The following is a 24,843-nucleotide window of genomic DNA, read 5'->3' as shown; positions in this document are numbered from 1 at the left end:
TCACGAGTGGAGCAGGACGCGCCTGCGGAGCAGAGCGAAGCTGGCCCGGCCGAACATCCGGCACTTGGGCATCTTGATCCAGTTGACGTGTCGTTCGACGACGCCGGAGTCCCAGGGGGAGGGTGAGTCCGGCGACGACGGCGTCGAGGTCGCGTTCGAGGTGGGATGCGAAAGCGGTGCAGGCTGAGCAGGTCATCGTCATGAACTGGGCGATCCAGGCCGGTAGACGTTCTGACTGCCTGCCGGAAGGTACGGGGACGGGACCGGTTCGGCGCGCGGGCGCCAGCCGCTGCTCCGCCTCCGCCTCAAACATCCCGAGGTCGCGATCGTTCGGGCTGACTCCGTCAAGAAGAACTGCACCCCTCCAGGGCCGCACTGCTCGGCCGCCGGGTGAGGCTCCGCTCAGGAGCAGTTCCACTGGCGTGCCAGGGCGACGGGCGCGAACCGCGAGCAGTCATCGGTGGCCGGAAAAGCATCGGAGCCGACGAACCGCCACCCGGTGCTGGGGGTGAACCGGAAGGACTGCAGGCCCGATCCCTCGTCCTGGAGTTGGACCCGGTCGTCGCCTGTCGCGCCGGCACCAGCTTCGAAGCGGACGGCTGCATAGAGCGTGGTGCCGCAGCTGCCGTAGTAGAAGTTGCCGGGCCTCGGCTGGATGTGGCTGACCCCCTTGGCATGCTCCCAGGTCTGGGTCACTGCAGACTTCACAGCGGCCTGGACCGCCAGGTTCTTACACGCGGCAGCAACGGCAGCGGCGGCGCTCGGCGTTGCTGTCGGCCGGGAGACACCGGCTATCGCTTTGGCGGTGGGGGCCGGAGAGGTGCTCGCCACCGCGGTCGGGCTGAGGGATGCCGTCACCGCCTGCGAGTCCGTCGGAGTGGGCGAGGCCGGGGACGATGCGGATCCCGACGCACTCCGGGCCGCCGTAGCCGCGGCGCCCGTACTCGCTGCCGAGCCGGAACCGTCGTTGCAGGCCGCCAGGCCCCAACAGGCTGCGAGTGCCAGTGCGGCGGTGGCCGCGGCCCGTCCGTAGCCGAAGGCCATGAGTCCCCCACTCCCGACGCGATCTCTCGCGCTCCCGCTTCTCGCCGCAGACTATAACCCCGGGCCTCACCCACGGTTCGCCTCGGACCGCATGAGGACGTGCCCCACGTGCCTCAACGACCGAGACCATCGCTGAACTGCGCAGATGTCCGGCGACCACGAGACAACGGCGGCTCCCGGCGACATCAACAGCCCTGCGCTGCCCACGACGTCGTGTACGCAGGGTCACGCTCCACACAACGAGAGCCAGAGCCGCACCTCGTGAACAAAGCCACCCCGTGTAGAGCGGCTGAAGGACGGCACCGAGCTCAAGTTCGGGGTGCTTCTGTCGAACAGCAAGAGCAGGCGCGCGAAGCTCACCGCCGACAAGCTCCCGCCGCTGCCAGTGGTCACGTGACGGGTGGTTCAGCCAGGAGAACGACCCGATCGCTCTCAACGTCGAACCCGAGCACGGGATGCCCGTAGTCGCCCTCCGGATCCATCAGCACCGGTTTGCCCAGCCGCCGCCCGATCGCCCGCAGGAAACCGCAGAACACATCGAGTCGCTCCCGGCCCTGAAGCTCCCGCAGATCAACATCGAAGTCGATCTCTTCGGCTGTATGGAAACGGAAGATCGCCAGCACCTCGTCCGCCGGCCAGACCCGCAGCTCAGGGCACTCCGCGTCCCCCGGACGGGAGAGCACTGCCTCCGCCCGGGGCACCGGCAGTACCGCATCGCCCTCGGAGTACTGGCACTTCCAGCCGCGCTCACCCATCAGATCGAGGACCGCCTGCCAGTCCTCCATCGAGGTATCAGGGACACGCACGTCCGGCAGTGACCCCATCAGGTCAGGGTCGAAGAAGTAGGCGACGTCATCCCACAACAGCTCAGACACCCCGCCATACTGCCCGGCACCCGGCCCCGCCGCAGACCGATTTCCCTTGACGAACTGCATAGGGGCCCCAGTAGCGGGCGTGGTCGTCCAGGACCCGGTGGAGGTCGCCGACATCGGCCGTGACGATCTCGAATGGCATGCTCCGGTCCTCGCAGACGCCCCTGGCCACCAGGCCGCGCTGGTCAGCCCCTGCGGCGGCGGGCGAACAGCACCGCTCCGGCGCCGAGCACGGCGAGGGCCCCGGCGGCCGCGGCGAGGGGGACGGTGGCGTTCGAGGTGCCGGTCTCGGCCATCTCCCCGTCGGTGTCCGACGGCGCGGCGGGCGGAGCGGACGTGGTGGCGGGCGGCGACGTCGGGGCGGCCGTTGCCGAGTCCGCCGGTGAGGGCGTCGAGGTCGGCGTGGTGGCGCTCGGCGTCGGCTTCGCGGTGGTGGGCTGCGGGGTCGGGCTGGTGGCTGTCCGCTGGATCCGGAAGGTGTCGTTGCCGTGGGCGACGCCCGCGCAGGCGACTTCCTTGCCGGTGTCCGGGAAGCGGTAGACGTCCGCGAAGGCGCCCGTGAAGTCGAACTCGGAGCCACCGAGCGTCTTCGGCGCATCCTTGACGACGCGCACGCGCAGCTCGTACGTCCTCGTCTCGCCGGACTTCAACGCAGGCGCGTCGATCCTGCCGGAGCCGTCCAGCGGCTGCCACCCGCCGTCCGCGGTCCGTGCCTGCACCTTCACGAAGTCGCTCATGTCGGCCAGCTCCGGGTCATCGGTCTCGAGCCAGGGGTCCACACTCGCCACGACCGCCGGCAGGTCCCGCTTGCCGACGTTCGTCACGGAGCCCCGGGCCGGCTGCCAGTCGCCGCCCGCCATCAGCACGGTGGCCTCCACGTCGACCGAGGCCGTCAGCTCATCCTGCTCGTAGCCGCCGTAGGCGGTCGACACGTCGGTGCACTTGGGCAGGGACCCAGGATCCACCGCCGCCCGGGCTGCGGGCGAGCCGGCGAGCAGGGCGACGGAGGCGGCGGCCGCGATCACAGCCGGACGGAACTTCATGGAAGGGGTCCTCACGGTGCGGGTGGAAGCATCGGGACGTTGCTTGCCGTACACGGTGAAGACATCCCACAAGTGCCCAGGGTTGTACGCTCGCCCCTCGACGAGCAGCGGTCCCCAACGGATCGACACTGTTTCGCCGACGACGGAGCCGTGGGCGCCGTCGTCATCAACGCCGCTCGCCAGGCCGTGTGGGTCTGCTACTTCAACGACGGCACCTGAGCGCCGGAAGGGACCACCCTGCCCGAGGACCTGCGGGCCGTCCCCGCGGCCGGCGAGGACGGGCACGACGACTGGCTGCACCGGTGGGATCAGTACATCACCAGGATGCTCTGACACCGACCAGCGTCTGCCTGGCCACCATGGTTCAGCACCATCGACCCCGCCCCGTCGATCACCGAGCGGTGGTCATTCCAACGGCCGCCGCGCTGGCCGGGCGGCGGAAGACACACCTCCAGCCACGCCCACTCCGCGTTCGTCGGATCACCCCGCTCCACACCGACACCAACGGGACCAAGGGGACCGACAGTCACATGACCCGCCGGACATCCCTAGCCCGTTACGCACTTATTGCACAAGGGATCTTCACCATTTCCGACCTGAGTTCATATGATGCGAAGATCAACAGGCCCGGCACGAGGGAGACTTCGGCGGGCCTCTCAGGTTCCCGTGGGGGATTCATGCGTATACGCGTCGCGGCCGCCGTAGTTTCCGGTGCCGTCGTTCTGTCCGCGCTCGCTCTTCCGGTTGCCGCTCAGGCGTCGGAGCGTGCGGGTGCGTCGGCGAAGCTCAGCTCCTTCGCCTCGAAGACCGTTCGTCCGAACGACTCGCTGGGCAACACCAAGTTCTCGCAGGCGGTCATCAACGGCGGCAAGGACATCGTCCTCGGCACCACCGGCACGAAGTCCGTCACCGTCACGTACACCGCCACCGACCAGAACGGCGTCGCCCTCACCGAGGCCTTCCTGTGGCAGGGCACCGACAGCTCGACCACGGCCGGCATCACCGGCGGCCTGGGGACGGACGACAACCCCAGCTGCACGGAGACCGCGACCCAGGGCGTCTACCACTGCAAGGCCGTCTTCAACATCCACCCCGCCACCGACATGAAGGACAACGGCGCAGCCGGCACTTGGAAGCTGTTCCTGGGTGCCTGGGACCTGTACGCGAACGCCAGCTACAACGACGACGTCGCCACCGCCGCGATCAAAAAGTCCTCCACGCTGAGCGCCGATGCCACACCCGAGCCCGTCAAGAAGGGCAAGACCATCACGGTCACGGGCAAGCTCGCCCGCGCGAACTGGTCGACGGGCAAGTACGCCGGCTACGCCTCCCAGCCCGCGAAGCTGCAGTTCCGCAAGAAGGGCAGCAGCACCTACACCACCCTCAAGACCGTCAAGACCAGCAGCACCGGCGTCCTGAAGACCACCACCAAGGCCACGGTCGACGGGTACTACCGCTACGTCTTCGCGGGCACCGCCACCACCGCCGCCTCGACAGCACCCGGCGACTTCGTCGACGTCAGGTAAGCACCGCGACGCCGAACCACTCAGGCCCGACCACAGCGGCGCCGAACTCAACAAGTCGGCGCCGCGAAGCCGCCCCGATCCCGGGCGAACGCAAGACCAATCGCGCACATGTGACCTCGCGATGACGGGGTCGCTGAACCGCACGACTCCATACGCCGGGCCCCGGGGATGTCCTCACTCCCCGGGGCCCGTGGTGTATCCGTGCAACGAGGCCAAGGGCCGTCTCCTCACTCATGTTCCGCTCCCGGACCCTGCCCTTGCCGAATACCTCATCCATGCTGGTCAGGCAGCATGCCGGTACTCGTGGAGCGTGTCACCAAGCCGCGCTCGTCGTCGAATATCCAGATGGGCGATCCGGTTCGAGTCCTCGATCGGGGCGGGCAGCGGTTGGAGGGGGCGGGCGTTGGCGAGTGCCTGGTGCGGCCTGTGCTCGTTGTAGGACCTCTCGAACTCGCGTAGCGCGTGGAGCAGGTGGTGTGGTGCAGGTTCCAGATCAGGGTGCGGTCCAACAGCTCGCGTCGGCAGGTCTGCACTCACCGTTCCATGATCGAGTTCATGCGAGGCATCCGTACTCCGCTGAATGTCGTCGTCGGTGACGCCGGCGCCGCCGATGGTCTTGCCGCGCTTGCGGGCGGACTCGTGGCCTTTGAGTGTGCGGTCACGGATGTACTCGCGCTCCATGCCGGACATCGCGGCCAGCACGGTGAAGACGATCCCGGAGGGGTCGTGCGAGCCCTTGAGCTCCCCAGTGAGGAACTCCAGGCCGATATCGCTCGCCTTCAGCTCCTCGGCGAGCATGGCCAGTTCGATGCCGCGGCCGAGCCGCTTGTGCTCGTGCACGACGAGCGTGACGGCAACGCCGAAGGCCCGGATCTCCCCGGCGAGCTTCACGGCCGCGTCCAGCTCGGGGCGCATGGTGGCGCGGGTGGAGATCTTCTCCGAGAAGACCCGGGTGACCCCGGCCTCGGCGAGCGAGTCCAGCTGCGCGTCCAGTGACTGCCGGGCCGTCGAGGCGCGGGCGTACCCGAGGCGGACGTGCCCGACCGGGGCGATGCCGGCGCTTACCGGCCGGGGCAGCTCGGTCCAGGCCGAGCCGGGCTTGCGCACCGCGGGGGTCGGCACGCTGAGCACCTTGGCGAGTTGGGGCACGAGCCGGAAGCGGGCGGTGTGGTACTGGATCGCCACCTTGGCCTTGCCGGTCCGGCACGGGGAGCCCGCGGAGGCGGCGCAGGTGGACATCGGGCAGTCGTGCGACTCCACGCGCTTGAAGTCGTCGCTCACACCCCGAACTGTTTCATGAGGGTGTTTCAGGGGTTCAGTCGTTTGCAACAACTCATGAAACGCGATCACTGCAGGTGAGCCATCCCGCGACGGGGTGTTTCATGAGCGACCACCTATGAAACGGCCGGGCGGTGCGGGCTCATGTCAACGCCCCGCCCCGAATACCACTCCTCAGATGCCCCGAAGCGGTGCAGGGCCATACACACGGCCGGAAGGATGGTCGGCATGCACTCCTCGCCATCGTCGAAGACGACCTGCACGCCGACGGCCGCCAATTCCGCACCCTCGACGGCATCGTGCTCGACACCAGCGACGACATGTGCGGCGAACTGATCTTCACCGTGTTCGCCGCCATCGCCAAGTTCCAACGTCAGCAGATCGTCAAAGGCACCCGCGAAGGCCTCGACGCCGCCCGCGCCCGAGGCCGCGTCGGCGGCCGTCCTCGCGCCCTGACCTCCGAACAGATCACCGACGCCCGCATCCTGCTCGGCGCCGGACAAACCCGAACCGCCGTCGCCGCCAAGCTGCGCGTCTCCCGATGGACACTCAGCCGCGCCCTCGACACCGCGTCCCGCTGACGCCCGCCACCGGGTGCCAACGCTTGACCGCAGCGGACAGCCCCAGCCCCATGCGCGGATCGCAGAAGAGGACGGTCTAGTCGTCGCCTCAGTGTCCGTCGCGGACCACCGCTAACCCGCCGACCCGGGTCGTGATGCCCGCCGGCCCGCGTCGGGCCGAAGCGAGCACGCTGGCCGGTCGACCGAGGGTGTCGCCCTGCTCCACCTCGATCGCGACCGTCTGCGCCCCTGTCGTGTCGAGCAGGTGGGCGGCCAGGCAGCCGGTGCTGTTGGCGTTGGCGACGTCCTCGTCGACACCGATCGCCGGCGCGAACATCCGCGCCGCACCCGGTCGGTCGCCCACCGGCGGTACGTACACGAAACAGCCGAGGAGCCCGTACCGCTGGCACGCCGCTGTCAGCCTGCCGAGGTGTGGGTGGACTCGGAGCAGCGCCGACCGGTCGTGGACCGGTACCAGCATGCGTGGTGCGCCGGGCGCGGCGATCCGTGGCGCGTCGGTCGGATGCGGGTCGTCCGCGGTGAGCCCGAGCGCGGCGACGATCGCGGCGCGCTCGTCCGGTGCCGGGTGACGCAGCGCGACGAGGCCCTGGTCGAACCACACCTCGATGCCGGCGGGGCGGCGGATCGCGACGGTGTCGAACGTGCGCCCGCCGGTGTGTTGGCGGTCGTTCAGCTCGCCCAGCGCGGTGCGGGTCAACCGGACGGCCTGCGCGGCAACGGTGCCGTGGCCGCAGCCGGACAGTTCGGCGGTGGCGGTGAAGAACCGGACCGGCCAGCCACCGTCCGGCGTCCGCCCCGGGCCGAGGAACGCCGCGTGCGAGGTGCCGGCCGCAGCAGCGACCGCACGCCGGTCCGCGTCCGTCGCCGCCGGGTCGTCGTCGGTGACGGACGTGGGGCTACCGCCCCGGCCGTCGCGCCGCACGCACGCATCAACCACCGTGACATCCGGCCAGGACATCGGCCCACCTTTGACACTCAACGAACCGGCAACCGCGAACGGCGTCCGCCGACAGCCGGACCTGGCCGCAACGGCCGACCGAACGCGTCCCGGAGCGTACCGGCCTGCCTCAGCCGGTGCCGTCCTGCACCGGATAGTGGACGATGACCGCACCGCCGGTGGCGTAGTTGGCGACATCGGCGGCCACCCGCTGGCCTTGCGGCGACGCCCGCGCCGCGGCCATGGCGGCGGCGTCAGCGAAGTCGCCTTCGAAGACCGCGAAATACGGCGCTTCTCCCTTGGTCGCCGCCACGTCGAAGCTGTAGCGCCACGCAAGCAGGCCGGGCCAATTCATGACCAGGGGAAGGTGGTTGGTCACGTAGTAGTCGCGGAAGTGGTCAGGGTCGGCGGGCTTGGAATACAGGACCACCAACTTATGCATGACGACCTCCGTCCAGAGACGAGACCGTAACACTCCGGGTGACCTGGGAGCTCCTGCTAAGAACTGCCGCAGACCTCGCTAGGTGCGGAGCATCGGGATCTGGGTGAGGACGGAGGCGGTTTCGAGGAGCGCGTGGGAGTCGGTGGCCAGCTTGGGTCGGGTCGCGCCAGAATCCATAGTCGAGCACACCGGGCTCGGTGGCCGCTGCCTTCGCGAGAGCCGTGCGGGCGGACTCGAAATCGGCGGTGTGCGTGAGTGCGATGTCCAGTACTCCGGTCAGTTGAATCGTCATATGCGCAGGTTAGGGCTTGATGTGCGGGCGAGGGAAAGACCGGTACGGAATAGGCTCAGAACGGATCGTTATCAATCGGCAGGGAGGGCACGTGGCGCCGGATACGGTGAGCCTGCGGTACTTCCTGGTGCTGGCACAGGAGTTGAACTTCACCCGCGCGGCCGCACGGATCGGTATCGCACAGCCCGCACTCAGCGCCCGGATGCGCCGATTGGAGGCGGAACTCGGTACGGCCCTGCTGGTCCGCAACACTCGTAGCGTCGTATTGACCACGGCCGGTGCGGCTTTGGCGGAGTCCGCGCCGCCCGCGCTGGCGGCGCTGGACCGGGCATGGGACACCGCCCGGAGCGCGGCGGCCGGTGAACTGGGCACGCTGCGCATCGGATACAGCCTCAGCACCGGGGCCGAGACGGCACCGGCCCTGGTGGACAGGCTGATTCGCGGCAACAGCGGACTCGAGGTCGGCGCGGTCCCGATGGCGACACCGGAGATCTCCCCTGCGGTCGCCGACGGCCGCATCGATGCCGGGATCACCCGCGGTGAACAGCCGGGCCGTGGCGTGCGCCGGTTCCTGCTGCGGCGTGAGCGCACCGGGGTCCAGCTGGCGCAGCACCATCCGCTGGCCGAACACCCGGAGATCGAGATCGCCGACGCGGCCGCGTATCCGCTGCGGCTCCCGGACCGTGCGGCCAACCCCGTGATCCACGATCAGCTGTCCGCACTGTTCCGAGACACCCGCCCACACCCCCGATTCCACACGCCCGCAGTCTCTTTCGACATGTCTCAGCGCGACCTGCGCGACGGGGTCACCCTCGCCCCGGCCGGAGAAGCCGCGGTCACGGCATCACCGGCCGGTCTCACCTGGCGACCGCTGCGGGGCACGCCCAGCCTGACGATCCACCTGGTCCTCCCACGCGAGCAGTCGCCACTACACCGCCGCATCCGTGCCGTCGCCAAAACCCTGGCGCACGAGCTGCACTGGCTGCCGGACTGACGCGCAAGAGGTCAAGCGAGACGGACGTCTGCGCTGGCGAGGCCGAAGACCTTGCGCCGGGCGGCCGCGGTGACGGCGAACTCGTGTTCGGTCGGCGCGAATCGGACCACCGCGTCGACCTCGCGCACCACGGTCGCCGGATTGTGCGGGCGCCCGGTGTCACTCCACCAGCAGGGCCTCGCGCTGCCGATCCTCCACCAGTTCGACCGGGCATACCTCCGCGGCCAGCCACGCAGTCAGCGACTCCTCGTCGGCGAGCGTCGGCGGCCGAAACCCCAGGGCCTCGCGGATCTGCTTGTGGTGCCGCTTCGCGCCCGCCAGGTCGTACTTCGCCAGCTCCGCCGCCGGCACCTTCACCAGACCCGCGACGTACTCCACCGCGGGCTGAGGGAACTCCTCGATGAACTCCGGGGACCGGGCCTCGATCTCGAAGAACTTCGACATCAGGCAGAAGCCGAGCCTGGTCGGCCCGGACTTGTTGGCCACGAGCTTCCAGTCGCCGTCCACCAGGGTCCAGCTCGCCAGCAGCTCTTCCGGCGACCACTCCTGCTGCACACCCGTCCCTTGTCGTCGGCCTCCCGGGCATTCACCCGGACAGTCCGACGAGGCGTCCCACCACCGGGAAACGGGCCCCAGAACCTACCGACGGGTTACTTGCTCCCTGGTGTCTGGGCTAGGACTCCGGGGCCGTCTTCGAGGTCCATGACAAGGTTCTTCGCGGCTTGCGTCACCCACCTGGCGGTGAGGTGCGCGGTGGCGCCCAGGATCCGGATCCGGCGGCCGGCGTGCTCGATCACCGCGAACACATACATGCGTGCCCCGGACAAGGTGACCGTTTCCAGGAAGTCACACGCCAGCAGGGCATCGGCCTGGGAGCGCAGGAAGTCCGCCCACGTGCTCGTAGCACGCTCGGATGCCGGATCGATCCCGGCTTCCTGGAGGATCTCCCAGACGGTGGAGGCTGCCACCCTGACGCCCAGAACGAGGAGTTCGCCGTGGATGCGGCGATATCCCCAGTTGGAGTTCTCGCGGGCGAGCCGCAGCACCAGCAGCCGGACAAAGCGCACGGTCCGCGGCCTCCCCGGCCGCTTGAGCCGGGAGCGCGCAGCGTGGCGGCGTGGCGGCGTGCGACCCGATCACGGTGTCGGCGCAGCACCGTGTCCGGACGCACCACCAGCCGAATCCTGCGAGCACCTCCGAGGGCAGGCCGTGCAGCAACGCTGCCAGGAACGCACGATCGCTTGGAGAGAACCGAATCCTCTCGCCACCGAGTTGGCGCTCCAGCACCGTGATCTGATGGCGCAGGGCGAGGATCTCTGTGTGCTTGTCCCGGTCGCTCATGGCAGCAGGCGCAGCACGGCGAACGCGTTTGCCATGGTCAGGTAAGCCAGTCGCAGCAGCACGACCGGCGATCATGCCGGGGTGATCGCAGGCCGCGCGAGAGTACCGATCCGAGCATCCGCGCTCGAGACCCCGCGCATCCCGCACACCGACTTCCACCTGAGCGGATGAGGTTTTCGGCAAGGGCGGCGTCGGCCGCGGGAGAGCCGAGCGGTGATGTTGGACGACATCCCCGATGCGCAGGTCGCGGCGCAGGCGGCGCCTGATCCCGGCGGCTCCCAGCGCGAGCCTGGCGTCGGTGCCCCGGGTCCCGGATGTCCGTTCCTACAGGTCAGACCCGGTGCCCGCCGCCTCGGCCACCGTCGCCCTGCTCGTGCCATTCGACCCCTCCGACGTGCTGTGATGAGCCTCACCGCAAACATGAGGGCCCCCTCGAGTACGCTGGGCAACGTTGAACATGAGGGACCCCTCCGGATGACCCTCACAGTTCGGCACCCGGCCGATCCGGATTCCCCGGATCACAGGCAGGACGGCCGCCCGGTCAACGGAGTCGCGGCACATCACAAGGAGATGACCATGAACAAGTGGATCAAGCGCGTCTCGACCGCTGTCGCTTCTACGGCGCTGGCAGGCGGAGCCCTTCTCGGAGTCAGCGGCACGGCCTCGGCGGCGACGGCCTCGGCGCCCGGGGAGCACACGCAGACCGCGATCACCGCCTTCACCACCGGCGGCGACCGCGCGAACGGATACCAGAGCGCCCACCACAACGCACAGGACGACAGCTGGGGCACACCCCGCGGCTGGTACACGAACGACAACCGCCAGGGCCACTACGGGGAAGAGCGCTGGAACGGCAGCCGCCTGTACGTCTGGGACGGGTACCGCTGGGACGAGGCGACGACGTACCGCGTCAGCACCGAGCGCTGGTACCTCGACCAGGTCGCGTGGTACACGGACCAGCGCTGATGCGGCCGCAGGCCAGCACGGTCGGTTTGACCGGCCGCAACGACGCGGCTTCGGGGTGCGCCGTTGCGACTCGTCAAACCGACCGCTCGCCGAGCCGACATCGAGCGCGAGCCGGTGAAATCGCCCCCCGGCCGAACAGGGACAACACGCGGGATCCGCGTGCGCTGCCCCCGCCCACCGGCGCTACTGGTTGCGCCGGCGGTACCGCCACCCCGCGCCTCGAAGCACACGGGGAGCGATCGCAGTGCCGGGCGAGCGGAGACGTGGAAGTGAGGAACAGTGAGATCGGTCAGAACCGTGGCGCACGAGCTGCCCGTGCGGCTCGTCCTGTCGCACGACCTGTCGGTGCCGATACCTGCAGCACTGCAGTACGACGCGGATGATCCCTATGCCGTGCATGCCGTCTTCCACACCCTGAACCAGAGCGGAACGGTTGAGTGGTTCCTCAGTCGCGACATGCTGGCTCAGGCTCTGAGCGAGCACACCGGGCGCGGAGACGTGCGCATGTGGCCGACCAGTGACTCGGGACGCGATGTGGTGCGCATGGTTCTCAGTTCGCCCGCGGGATCGGCCCTGCTCGAGTTCCCCGCACAGGGCATGGAATCCTTCCTGCGCGAAACATGGTCCGCGGTGCCGCCGGGGGCCGAATCCAGCCGGTTCGACCTGGACGCCGAACTGGCACAGCTGCTGGCGGAAAACTGAACGCCATCCCCCTGGATGGTGACGCCCCCGTGGGACTGAGGGCCCGGATGCCGACCGCGGCACCGGGCCCGCCGCATGTCCCGCTGTATGCCCTGTTGCCCGACGTCGTCAGCCGCGGCTCATGCCTCCTCGCCGCATTCGCGGCACTCCTCTTCGGGGCACTCGAGAGTGGTGAGGGTCTGCTCGACCTGCTGGGGGGTCAGCGGGGGCTCGGGCAGCTCGTGGGCACACTCGGCGCGGAAGGCGTCGAGCAGCAGGTGCAGGTGGCGGCGCCAGGCGTTGGGGGCGACGGCACGAGTGGCCTGGATGATCCCCACTTGGGACCAGATCACGAAAGCGATGTCTTCCGGAGTGACATCGTCACGCAGGACGCCCTGCTCCTGGGCGTTCCGGAAGATCTGAGCAAGCTGTTCCTTCGTGCGCTCGAACATTCCCCTGCCGAGCGCGTGGATCGGCAGGCGGGCCGAGACCAGGTCGTTGAAGGCGCGGTCACAGGCCTGCAGTTCACAGAGCTTCTCCAGGTAGGAGCAGAACCCCTCCCAGGCGTCGTCCATGGCCGCGGCCTCTTCGGCTGCGGCGAGCAGATCCGTGAACTTCGCGGTGAAGAGCTCTTCGACCAGGTCGAGCCGGCGCGGGAAGTGCCGGTAGACCGTGCCGATCGCGACACCCGCCTCGCGGGCAACACCCTCCAGGGAAGCGTCCAGCCCCTGCTCGGCGAAAGCCTTGCGGGCAGCGGCCACGATCGCGTCCCTGTTGCGCTGCGCGTCGCGGCGCAGCGGTTTGACCGGCACCTGGGGCGCGGACAGGACGTGCTGGTGACTCATACATCCAGACTAACATGAGGGCCCCCTCGAATTAGGTTGTGTTTTTGCTCACGGTGCGGGCGGAACGTTGTCCTTGCCGAAAACTTCGTCCGTACAGGTCACGCGGCATGTTGGTACGCGTGGAGGATGCCGCCGAGTCGGTCGCGTTTTCGTATGTCGAGGCGGGCGATCCGCCCCGGATCGGTGACCGGTGGGAGCGACGGGTGCAGTGGGCGGGCGTTGGCAATGCCCTGATGCGGTCGACGCCTGTTGCGGAACTGCTCGAACTCCCTCAGCGCGCGGAGCAGGTGGTGATGGTTCCAGATGAGGGTGCGGTCCAGGAGTTCGCGTCGGCAGGTCTGCACCCACCTTTCCGGGAGAGTCGAACAGTGGGAGCGCAACTGATGCGCTGGACGCACCGTCGCGACCGCCTGCCCGACACCTACCGCGCCATCGCCGGCCTCGTCTCCGACCGCACCTCCAGCATCTGAGAACAGGCCACGACCAGGCCAGACACGTCCCACCTGCTATCACGCACCAGCTCGATAGTCACGGGCCTTCCCCCGGCGGCCAGATGATGAACATGGCGGCACGCTGGCGGTTCGCCGACACCAGCCACTTCCGCCGCGCCTACCGCAATGCCTACGGGCAGTCACCCCGACGACCGGGAGGCCGGAGCACCTGAAGCCGTGCCCGCCGGCCCGCTGGGTCCTGTTGCCCGGACTCGCCCCGACCGGGCGGACCGTCGAAGTGCCGCTGGTGGTGATGGTGAAATTCCGCGACGGCCTGATGGAGAGCGAACGGCTCTACTGGGACCAAGCCGCGGTGTTGGCCCAGGTCGGTCTGCTCGCCGCCGAAGGCCTACCCATGGCCGACTTCACCGAGGTCGCCCGATACCTGCGGGACAAGGCAACGTCCTGACCACACAGGGAGCATCGCTCCTGAGCACCCGAACCAGCGACAGCCGACGGCCAGGAGTCAGCAGGGCATCTCCACATCAACGCGGGATCCCACACGTCAGGCGCCGCGTTCTCGCAGGTCACCGAATTCCGTCGGTGGCTCACTGGTACAGGACGACGAAGCCAGTGGTGTCGGCCCGCTGTTGTCCGTTCTCACCGAAGCCGGTCGGCGTCTCATCCAACCCAGTCGAGCTATGGCCGGTCAGGCGCGCGGTGACAGGCCGTCGTCCACGGGGACGTTCTGGGCTTCCAGCGCGATGCCGGAGTTCCTGGCCTGCTCAAGGATCAATGCGGCGAAATCCTCCTCGACATGCCCTGCCCCGATGGCACCCGCGACGAGTTGAGCGGTGACGGCGGCGAGCGGCATCGGGACCTCCAACTCGCGGGCCGCGGACAGTCCCAAGTCGAAGTCCTTGCGTAGCAGCGGCATGGTGAACGTCGGCTTGAAGTCCAGGTTGACCAGCGCGGGCGACTTGTAGCGGGTGTAGACCGAACCCATCACGGAGTCGTTGAGGAATTCCAGGAAGGCGGCACGGCTGACACCGCCCTTCTCCGCGAGGATGGTGATCTCGGCCAGCGACTGGGTGACGACACCGAGGAAGACGTTGTGCGCGATCTTGACGAGACGGGCGACTTCGTCCTCGCCGACGTAGGTCACCCCGCGCCCCAGCCGCGCCAGCAACGGCTCGACCTGGTCGAACACCTCGCGCGAGCCGGAGACCGCGACGGTCAACTTGCCTGCGGCGATCACCTTCGGGTTCCCACTCACCGGGGCGGCCAGGAAGTCGGTCCCACGCTTGGCGGCTGCTTTCCGGATCAGCGCGGACATCTGCGTGGACACCGTGGAGCTGTCGACCAGCACCCCCGGTGCGACATCCGGCGAGGTCAGCACACCGCCAGGGCCCGTGGTGACCGTCTCCAGGTCGGGCGAAGCGGAGACCATGGTGAAGACGACGTCCCGGTCGGCCAGATCGGCCGGCCGGTCGACGAGAGCGGCCCCCTGTTCAGCCAGCGGTTCGGCTTTGGCGCGGGTCCTGTTGTAGACGGCTACGTCGTGCCCTGCGTCCAGCAGCCGGGCGGCGAGCTGGAAGCCCATGCGGCCGGTACCGATCCAGCCGATGCGCGGGCGGTCCTGGGCGACATACGTCATTTCTGTACCTCGATCCTGGAAGACGGCTCGATCCATGAGCAAAGGTGAGTCTGCGTCCACACAGACTCGCTCGGCTTCAGGCGCACTTGTAGGCACTCCAGGCGGGTGACAGCGTGCCTGGCCCAGACCGCATCGACTGGGTTGGATGAGATGGCGACTGGCTTCGATGGGAACGGACAGCTGTTGTTCTGTCGCATCGAAGGGGTTGAGCATTCTCATTAGGTGCCCGCAGGCGTGCGACCGCCGCAGGACGCCCGGCCTCGGGGAGCGCGTCGAGGGCAGTGACCTCGACCGGGTGGAAGCAGTTCTCGCGCTGTGCCACCGCCTCTGCTACCGGCACGGCCTGCGCGTCCACCCCGGCCGGCGTAGACGCGCAGGCCACGAACACCGCATGGCGGCTGTGCGGCAGGGAGACGTGGGCGCCGCCGCCGGTGAGAACCGGCCGCTCGGACGGGCCGCCGCACTCGGGGCAGACCTCGCGGGTCATCACCAAGTCCTGTGAACGCCCTGGCGCGCGGGGCGCCCGGCAACAGTCTCAGCGCCACGTGTGCGACCGCGTAGGCGCCGCGATCTGGAGGCCTTGCGAACCGGTCGGCCCGCAGCCCGGTCGCGTCGAGGACGCCGCGCGCGAGGCGTTCCGCGAACGGAGCCCGGCTCTGCGCGTCCACGAACCGCACCAGCGCCTCGCCGGGAGCGGGCAGACGCCGCGTCTCGACGGCCGGTCCAGCCGCACCACGGCGGAGCGGAGACCAAAGGATGTCGTCACCCGGGGATTCCAAGCGGGCCTGTGACGTATTCAGCAGGACCAGTCGACCACGGATGCCGGCCCCTCAGAACACTGCGCCCCTGCGCGCCTCGACCTGGACCTGACCGCCCGCGCCGCCGTGCCCGCGCCGGAAACTCGGATGCGGGTGCCGCACGGCCGCCCCTAGGCTGCGCCCGCGCGGAGGGCAAGGCGCCGCGTCGACCGTCGATGGATCGGAGATACACCGGGTATGACCAGTCAACTGTTCGCGATCTGCTTCAACGCGACCCGGCCGTCGGACCTGGCGCGCTTCTGGTCCCGGGTCCTGGGCTGGGAGTTGGCCGACGGTCCGGACGGCGACGTCGCGATCCTGCCCCCTGATACTGGCGGGTTCCGCATCCGTTTCCTGCCGAGCCAGGAGCCGAAGATCGGCCAGAACCGGGCACACTTCGACCTGACGAGCACCTCCCCGGAGGAGCAGCAGCAGACGGTGGCCAGGGCACTGGAACTCGGCGGGACACACATCGACGTGGGCCAACTCCCGGAAGACGGACATGTGGTGCTCGCCGATCCGGACGGCAACGAGTTCTGCGTGATCGAGGCGGGCAACAAGTTCCTCGCCGACACCGGTTTCATCGGAGCGCTGGCCTGCGACGGTACGCAGGAGGTCGGTTACTTCTGGAGCGAGGCGCTGCGGTGGCCGCTGGTCTGGGACCAGGACCAGGAGACCGCGATCCAGTCGCCGAACGGCGGTACGAAGATCACCTGGGGTGGTCCTCCGGTGGCGCCGAAGACAGGCACGAACAGGCTGTACCTGGAACTGGCGCTCCCCGCCGACGCCGACGGGGAGGCGGAGGTCGACCGCCTGATCTCGCTTGGTGCGACGCGCACCGACATCGGCGAGGGCGACGGCGTCCGGGTGCTGATGCTCGACCCCGACGGCAACGAGTTCTCCGTACAGAGGCCCCGGTAGCGGGGCCGGGCTCGGTCGCTGAGCAGTGCGGCGGCCGCGCTGAGGGCCTGATGGAGATCGACGTGTGGTCCGCGGCACGACCGACGGGACCGGTTCGGTCACCGCGGGCGCGTGGCGCGCCCGCGCCTCGACGCGCCCGGAGTCCGTCGGCACCGCACGACGGCGGGCCGATCACCGCGAACGATCCGGCCGGCCGCGCGAGCAGTCCCGCTGACCGCTTCGGCGTCCGGGACTCCCCCGGCTCGCTGCAACCGGAGCAAGGAACTGCCGGCCATGAGTACGGTTGCACGTCGTCGGCAGACCGATCGGGCACTTCTGTGGCCACTGCGGCCCCGGATCCGGCCCCAGACCGGTCGATCGCCCTGGGGTGGCGTTCTGGGCGTTCGCGTCGGGTGACTGTCCCGGCGTGGAGAGGACCTGCCCGGTCCGGCTGAGTGTCACGGCGTGTGGGGAAGCGATCGGCAAGGGAAGCGGTCGACGAGGTTCATGTGTCGGTGCGGGCCCGGCCGTGGTCGGCGTGGCGGGCGCTGAGGGCCACAGTGCCTTCGCCTTGCGTGCGACGTTCGTCTCCTGGCGGTGCGGACCGCCGTGGGGCGCGCGATCCGGGATCCTGGTCGGCCGGGGGTGCGGCCGTGTTGCTGTGTGGGCAGGCGCCGGCGTTCCGGAGTGGGGCGGCTCGGGCCGCGTCAGCTGTGGTCCAGGGACCACACGACCTGGTCCTCGTACCAGCGGGCGACGCTGACACCGTGCCACGAGGCCGCTTCGTCGACCTGGTCCTCGTACCAGCGGGCGGCGCTGACGCCGTGCCACGAGGCCGCTTCGCCCTTGTGGTCCGCAGCCCGTACGTAGCGCACGGTGTCCTGCCCACGGTGGTCGTCGTCCGTGTGGCGGCCGACTTGCTCGCTGCTGGTCGCGGAGGTGGCGGACACGTACTGCGTGTGCTGCACGGGCGCCGAAGCCGTGGCTGCCGACGCCGAGCCGCCGGCTCCGAGAAGGGCTCCACCGGCCAGTGCCGTGGAGGCGAGTGCGATCGAGATGCGCTTGGTCATGCTGTTCATGGTCTTTTCCCTTGCGAGACTGCCGCGGTTCCGCCGAACTGGCGGCCGCCGCTTCTGTGTGAACCGAGATCCGGAAATCCCGGGTCAGTCGGCTTGCTGCAAGGTCATCCGGAGGGGTGCCTCACATTCGGCTCTGCCACCGTACCCGAGGGGTGCCTCATGTTTGCCGTGAGGCTCATCACAGCACGTCGGAGGGGGCGAGATTGCGATCGGAAACATGACAACAATCGAATTCGAGGGGGGCCTCATGTTACGCTCGAGCCATGAGCCACCACCACGCCCCGTCCGTGAGGGAGACGCCCGTGAGGGAGACACCGGCGAAACCCCTGCGCCGTGACGCACAGCGCAACAGGGACGCGATCGTGGCCGCTGCCCGCACGGCCTTCTCCGAGCAGGGCCTCGGGGCGTCCCTGGAGGGCGTCGCCCGCGAGGCCGGCGTCGCGATCGGCACGCTCTACCGCCACTTCCCCACCCGGCTCGACCTGGTCGAAACACTCTTCAACGCGAAGTACACGGAACTGCTCATCACCGCGGAAGAAGCCGCGGCCATGGACGACGCCTGGGAGGGGTTCTGCCGCTACCTGGAGAAACTCTGCCAGCTGCAGGCCTGCGACCGCGCCTTCAACGACCTGGTCTCGGCACGGCTGCCCCTTCACGTGGCCGGCCGCGAGATGTACGAACGGGCCAAGGAACTCTGCATCCAGATCATGCGCAACGCCCAGGAACAGGGCGTCCTGCGCGGCGACGTCACCGCGCAGGACATCGCCTTCGTGATCTGGTCCCAGGCCGGGATCATCCAGGCCACACGCACCATCGCTCCCCGAGCCTGGCGCCGCCACCTCCACCTGATGCTCGACGCCTTCCGCACCGAGGGCGCCCACGAACTGCCCGAACCTTCTCTGACCAGCCAGCAGGTCGACCAGACCCTCGTCACTCTCGAGTGCACCGAAGAGGGCTGCCGCGAGCAGTCCTGACGCGGCGAAGATCACCGCCTACGCACGTCTGCACCGCTACATACCCGTGCCCGTCGGCCGTCCACGTTCGTTCGGTAACGAGCCGCCGCAGGAGGAGTGGCGGCGGCACGATCCGCTCTTCCCGCGCCTGCTGTTCGTCCTGGACGCCACCGGCCCGGCCTGCATCGAGACCCGGATCACTGCCTTACGGGCGACTGCAGCCGATCTGGAACTGTCCGGCTTCCTGCGCAAGGTTCTCGTCCTGGCGGCGCCGCTGGTCGACCTGCTGCACACGGGCCCTCAGCACCCGTCTGGCGCCCCGTCCAAAACCCCGACCAGCGCGTCAGCTGGATGCGCCCCCACTCATAGCGGCAGGTCACGGCATGCGGTGCCATGTGGCCGTTGGCAGCCCGTTTTGGCTCCCGCGGCGGCGAAGGCGTTCCTGGGCGCCCGGATCGCCGACGCACGGGCCGAGGCACAGGCCAAGCCCGCCAAGCGCGAGGACCTGCCGACCAACCGCCTGGTCTTCGCGACCCCACTGCTCAGCGAGGTCTGGCGCCTGCACGAACTGCCGTGGCAGGCGACCCAGGGGACGTTCGCCAACTCGGTCCGGTGGCTCGCGGAACAGGCATCGGACCCCGCGGCACGCTGCGCATCCTGGGAACACAGTGGCGGCGAAGTGCGCCTGCGGGTCAAGCAGGCGCGCGTTCCCGCGCACAGCCGCCACCTCGTCGCCGAGGCCCTGCCTGTGATCCAGAATCAACTGCGGCAGGCAACCGTCGTGCGCACCAGCCCAGCCCTGCGCGAGTTGGTGAACCCGGCGCGCGACCGCGCAAGGCCGGTGCCGCGGCTCGTGGCATGGCTCAAGGACTACGCCCGACGGGGACTGTGACCCCACAGCCCGGCCCCGGCCGATGCGCCGGGCAGCCCGTCAGCTGGGCTGGAAGGTCACCACGATCGGGTGCGCTGTTCGGTGAGGAACACGTGGGCGGCGGTGACCAGGGTGACGTGGTGATGCCACCCTGCCCAGGAGCGGCCCTCGAAGTGGTCCAGGCCGAGGCCGTGCTTGAGTTCCCGGTAGTCGTGCTCGATGCGCCAGCGGATCTTGGCCAGGCGGACCAGTTCAGCCGGCGGGGTGGCGGTGGGCAGACTGGTGAGCCAGCAGCCGGTGGGTTGTAGGGCGTCCTGCGGCCATTCGGCCAGCATCGTCGCGTCGGGCAGGACACCGTCCCAGTGACCGTGTCCGGCAGTGGCGGCGGCCTGGGTCAGACGGCGGGCCCTGACCCCGGCCGGCCGCACTCGCAGTGCCACATCGGCCCGCGGGAGCCTTCACGCCAGGTGACCTCGGTGAACGCCCGCCGTCCGTGGCTCATCGCCAGCGCGGACAGCGAGATCGGCTTGTGCCGGTAGCGGGGCTGCCGCTCGCGGCCGTTTCCGGACCACGCCGGGGCGATGGGCTCGGCTGTCGGCGTCGCCCGACCGGACCGTTTGCGTGGGAAAGCGGTCAACCGCCTGGTCCGCGTGATTGCCGCCCAGGTGACCAGCGACTCTGCGGGCTGGATCAGCCATTCGCAGTCCCGGGCGTGTCGGCGGGCGTGCATGATCCAGGCCGGCGACCTCTCAACGACCCAGTGGCTCCCGCTCTCCCCGGCGAGACCGTCAGGCATTCACCCACGCACGACGGAGACCGGGCCGATGATGTGACTCATCCTTCTCGTCGGCGCGCGCGGGGCGCTGCGACACACGAGGCTTCTCACTACCCTCGAAATGATCATATCAGGATATCTAATTCTGGTTTGTCATGATTTCCCATCAGGTGTCCTGCCGTGCTTGCGTCTTGCCGCGTGAGGGGTGCGGGGCGCTTTGCTGTGAGGAGAGGTGAACCCGCGGATGAGAGCTCGTACTCGTGGACAGGGCGATTTGTCGCGGTATCGGGTCAGCCGTCAGTGGCCCGTGGCCGTGTTCAGGGCCCTGGCCGGTGGAACGACCCCGGTGCGTGCCGTCGTTGCGTCCGATCCTGTCGGCTCGGGTGGACGGCGTGGGGAGCGCGGCGCGGGGGTGGTATCGGTGGGGTGCGCGCTGCTGTCCGGTATGGCGCTGCTGGCGGCCACGGCCCCCACCGGTGGCCGCCGCGCCGGTGGGGGCCGTACCAGCGCGGACGCAGAGTGCTGATCCGTCGCAGACCTTCACCTTCACCGGTGGTCCGCAGACCTTGACGGTTCCGGCGGCGGCGGTGGTCACGATCACCGCGGACGGAGCCGGCGGCGCCGACAACACCGGCACCCCCTGTTCCGTCACGGGGACCGGTGGGACGGGGGCGCGGGTCGTCACCACCCTCCCGCAAACCGCCGCACCGACGACCTTCACCATCAACGTCGGCGGCACCGGCTGCAACGGCACCGGGACGCCGGGTGCCGGCGGGTTCAACGGCGGCGCCCCAGGTGGGAGCTTTCCGAGTTTTCCGCTCACTGGTCATCGTTTTGAAGGGCCGGGTGGGGGCGGGGCCTCCAGCATCAGCACGGGCGGCTCCTTGCTGGTGGTCGCCGGGGGCGGCGGTGCCGCCGGCGGCACCGGAGCGGGCTCTACAGGGGGGAACGGAGGCAACGGCGGGACAACGCCGGATGCTACCGGCGGTACCGCGGGAAGTACCACCGGCCCTGGGTCTTCGCCGGGGCAGGGTGGGGGCGGTGGCAGCACCAGCACCGGCGGGGCCGGCGGGGCCGGCGGCACCGTTTCATCCTGTGCGGTCATGAACGGCGGGCCGGGGAGCGGGTTCTCCGGTGCCACGGTCGGTACCGGTGGTAGCGGGGGCAACTTCGACGGCGGCTGCGCCGCCGCTGCCATCGCTGGTGGCGGGGGCGGCGGCAGCAGCGCCGTCAACAACACGGGCAGCGGGGCGGGCGGGGGCGGGGGTGGTGGGGGCAGCAGCTTCGCCACCCCCACGGGTACCGGCACGTCCTATGCGCTTTCGGCGATGGGGACGGCGAACCACAACGGCCAGGTGATCATCTCCTACACGGTCCCGTCTTTGACCATCACCAAGACCCACACCAGGCACTTCACCCAGGGGCGGGATGGCACCTACGCCATCACCGTGGGCAACGCCGCCGGGGCCGCCCCGACCAACGTCACCACGGTCACCGTGCACGACACCCTCCCCGCCGGGAGCAACTACCTTCCCATCACTCTGAAGGTCGACGTCTCCTGCAGGGCCTACGCCCAGGTGGCGAACACCGCAACGGCCACCGGGGGCGGCGACACCACTACCCGCACCGCCACCGACCTCACCAAGATCAAGCGCCACAACCACGACAAGCGCTGCGAGCGCCACGACCACTGGTAACCCGACCGACCTGTGCCAAGTGCCAACGGCGGGGACGTCCATGAGGACGGCCCTGCCGTTGAGCACGCGCCGCTGATCAGCAGCGGGAGCTTCGCGAGCGCCAAAGCCGACAGTGGTTCATCAGCGGAAGGAAACAGTCACACAGACCGCACAGATCATCCACCGGTCGGCCCACCAACCAAGACCATCACAGCCCTGGACAGGCGGACCGGTTCGGAACAGGCACCGAGGGGCGCTTGCCCTGGTTCTTGCCCGAGGTGATGGCGAGCTTCTGGGCGATCCGCGAGACCGGCCCCGGACTGGTGAGGTCGCATGTTCCGGCGTCGCGTATGCGCCAGCCCGATGGCAAATCAAATCACGGTGAGTGATGGTGTCCCCGTCTTCGCGCAGCAATGAGTGCCCCATCCCGCAATCCGGTTGTAGCTTCGAGTTCTTGATCGCTGCGACGTCGATCTGCGAGTCCTTGGGGCAGTAGCATCCGTGAATGAGAAGTATCGAGATGTTGGTGCCAGACGCAGGGCAGGCCGACATCGCTGGCCTATGTGAGCTTGACGCCGACGAACTCGCTCGATACGTGGCCGACCCGGCGTACCCATGGTGGCGGCGCAGGCCTTGCACGCACGCGCTGGCCGAGCGAGTACCGGAACGGCATGTCGCCAACTTGATCTCACGCGTCTCCGATCCGGACGATGTGGCCGAGGTTCGCATTGCGCTTCTCGACCTTCTCGCGGGCCGGGCGGAGTTGCTGCCTTGGCTGAAGCACGAAGACCGGCAGCACGAGCGTTCGTACGGGATGCCCGAGGCGATCCTCAAGGCACGCGGCATGCTCGGCGATCGCTCGGCCGCACATGAGTTGGCAACGCTCGCGGCCTCTCCGTGGCCGCGTTGGCAGGGGGTCGGCGAGGCCGGGCTAGACGCGCTGGTGACCCGGTACGGGGTCGAGGTGGTCCTGGCCGACCTCGGCGACATGCGGCCCGAGGACCGTGCTTTCCACGTCCGGATGCGGCATCGCGCCGGAGCTGACGTGACTGACGCGCTGGCGGACCCCGATCGTGGTGTCGCGTACCTAACCCAGTCGCTCCTGTCGGATCCGAAACGAATCCGCAGCTACCTCGACGAGGCGCCGACGGTCGAGGCGAAGCTCTGGACCGCATTCGCGCTGCATCGCCTCACCGGCGACGCTGATGAGACCCGACTTATATACGACACCCTGGGGCGCCCGCGGGTCGAGGTAGCCGGTCTGGACGACGAACTTCGAAGCGCAATCCTGCATGAGTACGCGAGCAGCTGCGAACGACAGAGCGATCCGCGGTGGCGTATCGAAGCCCTCTGCACCGAGCCACCCGTCCGTCCCGACCAGGACGAACAGCTCCGCCGGGCAACGGCCGTGCTGACTGAAGCCTGCCTCGCCCCGATGCCTCCTGTCTCCTGCGGCGAGCACAACCAGCAGGGCGGTGGGACCTATCACGTGATCGAGTTCGGCGAGAGCGAGCTGTTCATCAGCACCCTCGGGCGGTTCGCCACTGGTGCCGACACCGACCTGACTGCCCGTCAGGCCCTCGAATCGGCTGGCTTCCGCTGGATCGACGAGACCACCGGCGCGATCCGAGTCACTGGCCTGTGTGTCTACTACTTCGGTAAGCGTGAACCCATCAGCATCGATACCCTGCTGTTCTACTGGCAGGACTAGCAACTCTCCCGGATCGTCACCTTGTGTGGTCGCCAGAGGCGTATCGGCTCCAGGTTCCTCCGGCTTCGGTGACCAGGCTGGTGGCTGTCTTGTCGTGGTAGCCGAGTGCCTTCGCGATGACGGGCGTCGGGGCCTGGAGGACGAGCTGGCGGATCGCGGAGGTCCTGCCGCGCTGTGGCGGGACACCGATCTCGCGTAGGTGGGCCTGGAGGCTGCCCGGGTTCATCGGCTGCCCCGGTTGGCGGCCTGGGAAGAGCCACCCGGAGCTTCTGGAGCTGGCGTAGGGCAGGTCCTGGCGGGAGCGGACGTAGGCCCGCATCAGGTCGGCGACGGGCTCCGGAAGCGGAGACGGTGGATGTCACAGGCTGACGGTGATGGTAGTGCCATCGTCGGTGACGTCGTCGATGGTGAGGCGAACGATGCGGCCGACGGGCTGGGCATAGAGGAGAACGAACGCGGCAACGACCCGGCTCCGCAGCGGCAGGGAGTCGTCGTTGAGGGTCCGCCGGAGCATGGCGAGTCGGCGGTGCTGGTGCAGCGGTGCCTGGTCCTGGGCGATGACCTGGGGTGGAAGGGTGAGGCGGGGCATCCGGCCGGTCCTCATGCACCAGCGCAGGAACGTCTGGGCCGGGCGCCGGGTGGCCGGCTTCTCGGTGTGCCAGGCGTCGAGGTCGGCCTGCCGGCAGTGCTCGACGGTGCGGCCTCGGCCGACGAGCCAGGTAAGGAAAGCGCCGGCCTGGATGGTCTCCTGCTTGGCCTGGTGGGTCTGGGAGCGTCCCAGCGGCCCCTTCTCCGCCGCAGCCCGCAGGCGGCGCATCTGGTGCCAGGTGGCGAAGTGCCGGAGAAGCCGGTGGTGCTCGGGGTCCTCGATGGTGGCAAGCCGTTCGGTCAGCCAGCGCTGATAGAGCAGGATTTGACGGTCGACGCGTGGGAGGACGCCGCTGTCCATGAGCAGGTCGCGTAGGTGGTGGACGGTTCGCCAGGGTGCTTCCTGGTGCAGCCCCTCGTGGGTGAGCGGGATGGTGCCGGCGGCCAGGCCGCGTAGTAGTCGGACGACGTTGGGGTTGCGGAGCCAGATCAGGCGGCTCTTGGGCCGGTCCGTCTCCAGCAGGGCGGTCACCAGTGGGTGCAGTGGAGGGGCGACACGGCCG

Annotated in this window: 29 protein-coding genes and 3 pseudogenes; 16 read left to right on the top strand and 16 right to left on the bottom strand. The window is 69.1% G+C overall.

The window, feature by feature from the left end:
• Both AQJ27_RS60985 and AQJ27_RS40370 read right to left on the bottom strand, forming a co-directional pair.
• Positions 1–226, bottom strand: a pseudogene (locus tag AQJ27_RS60985) (ISL3 family transposase); the annotation flags it as partial.
• Between the two features lie 176 nt (positions 227–402).
• Positions 403–696 (bottom strand): hypothetical protein, encoded by a 294-nt coding sequence (locus tag AQJ27_RS40370; protein ID WP_067380420.1) that lies wholly within the window; start codon positions 694–696, stop codon positions 403–405.
• 109 nt (positions 697–805) lie between these two features.
• Between AQJ27_RS40370 and AQJ27_RS40365 the strand changes: the two genes are divergently transcribed.
• Positions 806–1,033: a hypothetical protein gene (locus AQJ27_RS40365; RefSeq protein WP_067380417.1), complete on the top strand. Its 228-nt coding sequence runs from the start codon at positions 806–808 to the stop codon at positions 1,031–1,033.
• A gap of 400 nt (positions 1,034–1,433) precedes the next feature.
• Here the strand turns inward: AQJ27_RS40365 and AQJ27_RS40360 are convergent, their stop codons facing one another.
• Both AQJ27_RS40360 and AQJ27_RS55050 read right to left on the bottom strand, forming a co-directional pair.
• A complete protein-coding gene (locus tag AQJ27_RS40360) occupies positions 1,434–1,919 on the bottom strand; it encodes a hypothetical protein (protein ID WP_201264475.1) in 486 nt (161 codons plus the stop codon).
• Between the two features lie 182 nt (positions 1,920–2,101).
• On the bottom strand, positions 2,102–2,959 hold the full coding sequence (locus AQJ27_RS55050; RefSeq protein WP_067380414.1) for an LPXTG cell wall anchor domain-containing protein: 858 nt from the start codon (positions 2,957–2,959) through the stop codon (positions 2,102–2,104).
• A gap of 72 nt (positions 2,960–3,031) precedes the next feature.
• Between AQJ27_RS55050 and AQJ27_RS59245 the strand changes: the two genes are divergently transcribed.
• Positions 3,032–3,178 (top strand): hypothetical protein, encoded by a 147-nt coding sequence (locus tag AQJ27_RS59245; protein WP_235613894.1) that lies wholly within the window; start codon positions 3,032–3,034, stop codon positions 3,176–3,178.
• Between the two features lie 164 nt (positions 3,179–3,342).
• Here AQJ27_RS59245 and AQJ27_RS59240 read toward each other — a convergent pair.
• Positions 3,343–3,453 (bottom strand): annotated as a pseudogene (locus AQJ27_RS59240) (IS5/IS1182 family transposase); the annotation flags it as partial.
• 183 nt (positions 3,454–3,636) lie between these two features.
• Here AQJ27_RS59240 and AQJ27_RS40345 point away from each other — a divergent pair.
• Positions 3,637–4,485 carry a hypothetical protein gene (locus AQJ27_RS40345; protein ID WP_067380411.1) on the top strand — a complete coding sequence of 283 codons (849 nt, stop codon included), beginning with the start codon at positions 3,637–3,639 and terminating at the stop codon, positions 4,483–4,485.
• Positions 4,486–4,767: 282 nt separating this feature from the next.
• Here the strand turns inward: AQJ27_RS40345 and AQJ27_RS40340 are convergent, their stop codons facing one another.
• Complete coding sequence (locus tag AQJ27_RS40340; protein WP_079065612.1) at positions 4,768–5,766, bottom strand: recombinase family protein; 999 nt, start codon at positions 5,764–5,766, stop codon at positions 4,768–4,770.
• Positions 5,767–5,954: 188 nt separating this feature from the next.
• On the opposite strand from AQJ27_RS40340, the gene AQJ27_RS40335 reads away from it, so the two are divergent.
• On the top strand, positions 5,955–6,344 hold the full coding sequence (locus tag AQJ27_RS40335) for a recombinase family protein (RefSeq protein WP_067380409.1): 390 nt from the start codon (positions 5,955–5,957) through the stop codon (positions 6,342–6,344).
• An 88-nt stretch (positions 6,345–6,432) separates the two neighbouring features.
• Here the strand turns inward: AQJ27_RS40335 and AQJ27_RS40330 are convergent, their stop codons facing one another.
• Both AQJ27_RS40330 and AQJ27_RS40325 read right to left on the bottom strand, forming a co-directional pair.
• On the bottom strand, positions 6,433–7,302 hold the full coding sequence (locus tag AQJ27_RS40330; RefSeq protein ID WP_067380406.1) for a PhzF family phenazine biosynthesis protein: 870 nt from the start codon (positions 7,300–7,302) through the stop codon (positions 6,433–6,435).
• 109 nt (positions 7,303–7,411) lie between these two features.
• Positions 7,412–7,723: an EthD family reductase gene (locus AQJ27_RS40325; RefSeq protein ID WP_067380403.1), complete on the bottom strand. Its 312-nt coding sequence runs from the start codon at positions 7,721–7,723 to the stop codon at positions 7,412–7,414.
• Between the two features lie 383 nt (positions 7,724–8,106).
• On the opposite strand from AQJ27_RS40325, the gene AQJ27_RS40320 reads away from it, so the two are divergent.
• Positions 8,107–9,009, top strand: coding sequence for a LysR family transcriptional regulator (locus AQJ27_RS40320; RefSeq protein WP_067380400.1), 903 nt, complete (start codon positions 8,107–8,109; stop codon positions 9,007–9,009).
• Between the two features lie 159 nt (positions 9,010–9,168).
• Here the strand turns inward: AQJ27_RS40320 and AQJ27_RS40315 are convergent, their stop codons facing one another.
• Positions 9,169–9,564 (bottom strand): DUF4158 domain-containing protein, encoded by a 396-nt coding sequence (locus tag AQJ27_RS40315; RefSeq protein ID WP_067380397.1) that lies wholly within the window; start codon positions 9,562–9,564, stop codon positions 9,169–9,171.
• 95 nt (positions 9,565–9,659) lie between these two features.
• Positions 9,660–10,076 (bottom strand): hypothetical protein, encoded by a 417-nt coding sequence (locus tag AQJ27_RS59235; RefSeq protein WP_235613893.1) that lies wholly within the window; start codon positions 10,074–10,076, stop codon positions 9,660–9,662.
• An 850-nt stretch (positions 10,077–10,926) separates the two neighbouring features.
• Here AQJ27_RS59235 and AQJ27_RS40305 point away from each other — a divergent pair.
• Entirely contained in the window at positions 10,927–11,316 is a 390-nt protein-coding gene (locus tag AQJ27_RS40305; RefSeq protein ID WP_159064526.1) for a hypothetical protein, read from the top strand.
• Between the two features lie 297 nt (positions 11,317–11,613).
• The gene (locus AQJ27_RS40300) at positions 11,614–12,018 is read left to right on the top strand and encodes an SsgA family sporulation/cell division regulator (RefSeq protein ID WP_235613892.1); all 405 of its coding nucleotides are present in this window, start codon (positions 11,614–11,616) and stop codon (positions 12,016–12,018) included.
• A 119-nt stretch (positions 12,019–12,137) separates the two neighbouring features.
• Here the strand turns inward: AQJ27_RS40300 and AQJ27_RS40295 are convergent, their stop codons facing one another.
• A complete protein-coding gene (locus AQJ27_RS40295) occupies positions 12,138–12,842 on the bottom strand; it encodes a TetR/AcrR family transcriptional regulator (RefSeq protein ID WP_067380388.1) in 705 nt (234 codons plus the stop codon).
• 119 nt (positions 12,843–12,961) lie between these two features.
• Here AQJ27_RS40295 and AQJ27_RS60980 point away from each other — a divergent pair, with 119 nt between their 5' ends.
• Positions 12,962–13,312 carry a hypothetical protein gene (locus tag AQJ27_RS60980; protein WP_235613891.1) on the top strand — a complete coding sequence of 117 codons (351 nt, stop codon included), beginning with the start codon at positions 12,962–12,964 and terminating at the stop codon, positions 13,310–13,312.
• Positions 13,313–13,535: 223 nt separating this feature from the next.
• Positions 13,536–13,742, top strand: a complete 207-nt coding sequence (locus AQJ27_RS40285) for a nuclear transport factor 2 family protein (protein ID WP_067380382.1) — start codon at positions 13,536–13,538, stop codon at positions 13,740–13,742.
• A 240-nt stretch (positions 13,743–13,982) separates the two neighbouring features.
• On the opposite strand, the gene AQJ27_RS40280 is transcribed toward AQJ27_RS40285, so the two are convergent.
• A complete protein-coding gene (locus tag AQJ27_RS40280; protein ID WP_067380379.1) occupies positions 13,983–14,930 on the bottom strand; it encodes an NAD(P)-dependent oxidoreductase in 948 nt (315 codons plus the stop codon).
• 205 nt (positions 14,931–15,135) lie between these two features.
• Between AQJ27_RS40280 and AQJ27_RS56770 the strand changes: the two genes are divergently transcribed.
• The 3 genes from AQJ27_RS56770 (at position 15,136) to AQJ27_RS56765 (ending at position 16,862) form a co-directional block, all read left to right on the top strand.
• The gene (locus AQJ27_RS56770; protein WP_159064525.1) at positions 15,136–15,432 is read left to right on the top strand and encodes a hypothetical protein; all 297 of its coding nucleotides are present in this window, start codon (positions 15,136–15,138) and stop codon (positions 15,430–15,432) included.
• A gap of 493 nt (positions 15,433–15,925) precedes the next feature.
• On the top strand, positions 15,926–16,648 hold the full coding sequence (locus tag AQJ27_RS40275) for a VOC family protein (protein WP_067380376.1): 723 nt from the start codon (positions 15,926–15,928) through the stop codon (positions 16,646–16,648).
• A 64-nt stretch (positions 16,649–16,712) separates the two neighbouring features.
• Positions 16,713–16,862, top strand: coding sequence for a hypothetical protein (locus AQJ27_RS56765; RefSeq protein ID WP_159064524.1), 150 nt, complete (start codon positions 16,713–16,715; stop codon positions 16,860–16,862).
• 472 nt (positions 16,863–17,334) lie between these two features.
• Here AQJ27_RS56765 and AQJ27_RS55045 read toward each other — a convergent pair whose 3' ends face one another.
• Complete coding sequence (locus AQJ27_RS55045) at positions 17,335–17,697, bottom strand: hypothetical protein (protein ID WP_159064523.1); 363 nt, start codon at positions 17,695–17,697, stop codon at positions 17,335–17,337.
• Positions 17,698–18,008: 311 nt separating this feature from the next.
• Here AQJ27_RS55045 and AQJ27_RS40265 point away from each other — a divergent pair, with 311 nt between their 5' ends.
• Positions 18,009–18,680, top strand: a complete 672-nt coding sequence (locus AQJ27_RS40265; protein ID WP_235613890.1) for a TetR/AcrR family transcriptional regulator — start codon at positions 18,009–18,011, stop codon at positions 18,678–18,680.
• Between the two features lie 46 nt (positions 18,681–18,726).
• Positions 18,727–19,551, top strand: a complete 825-nt coding sequence (locus AQJ27_RS56760) for a hypothetical protein (protein ID WP_159064522.1) — start codon at positions 18,727–18,729, stop codon at positions 19,549–19,551.
• 56 nt (positions 19,552–19,607) lie between these two features.
• Here the strand turns inward: AQJ27_RS56760 and AQJ27_RS40255 are convergent.
• Positions 19,608–20,122: pseudogene (locus AQJ27_RS40255) on the bottom strand (transposase); the annotation flags it as partial.
• Positions 20,123–21,408: 1,286 nt separating this feature from the next.
• Here AQJ27_RS40255 and AQJ27_RS40245 point away from each other — a divergent pair.
• Entirely contained in the window at positions 21,409–22,002 is a 594-nt protein-coding gene (locus AQJ27_RS40245; protein ID WP_067380364.1) for a hypothetical protein, read from the top strand.
• Positions 22,003–22,486: 484 nt separating this feature from the next.
• Complete coding sequence (locus tag AQJ27_RS40240; RefSeq protein WP_067380361.1) at positions 22,487–23,692, top strand: hypothetical protein; 1,206 nt, start codon at positions 22,487–22,489, stop codon at positions 23,690–23,692.
• A 16-nt stretch (positions 23,693–23,708) separates the two neighbouring features.
• Here AQJ27_RS40240 and AQJ27_RS53195 read toward each other — a convergent pair whose 3' ends face one another.
• Entirely contained in the window at positions 23,709–23,918 is a 210-nt protein-coding gene (locus AQJ27_RS53195) for a hypothetical protein (RefSeq protein WP_159064521.1), read from the bottom strand.
• Between the two features lie 132 nt (positions 23,919–24,050).
• Positions 24,051–24,812 carry a hypothetical protein gene (locus AQJ27_RS53190; RefSeq protein ID WP_096240452.1) on the bottom strand — a complete coding sequence of 254 codons (762 nt, stop codon included), beginning with the start codon at positions 24,810–24,812 and terminating at the stop codon, positions 24,051–24,053.
• Positions 24,813–24,843: the final 31 nt, after the last annotated feature.

Origin of the sequence: Streptomyces olivochromogenes (assembly GCF_001514115.1) — a bacterium.
Lineage (GTDB): Bacteria > Actinomycetota > Actinomycetes > Streptomycetales > Streptomycetaceae > Streptomyces > Streptomyces olivochromogenes.
The sequence above is the reverse complement of the archived record's forward strand: the minus strand, read 5'-3'. Positions and strand labels throughout refer to the sequence as shown.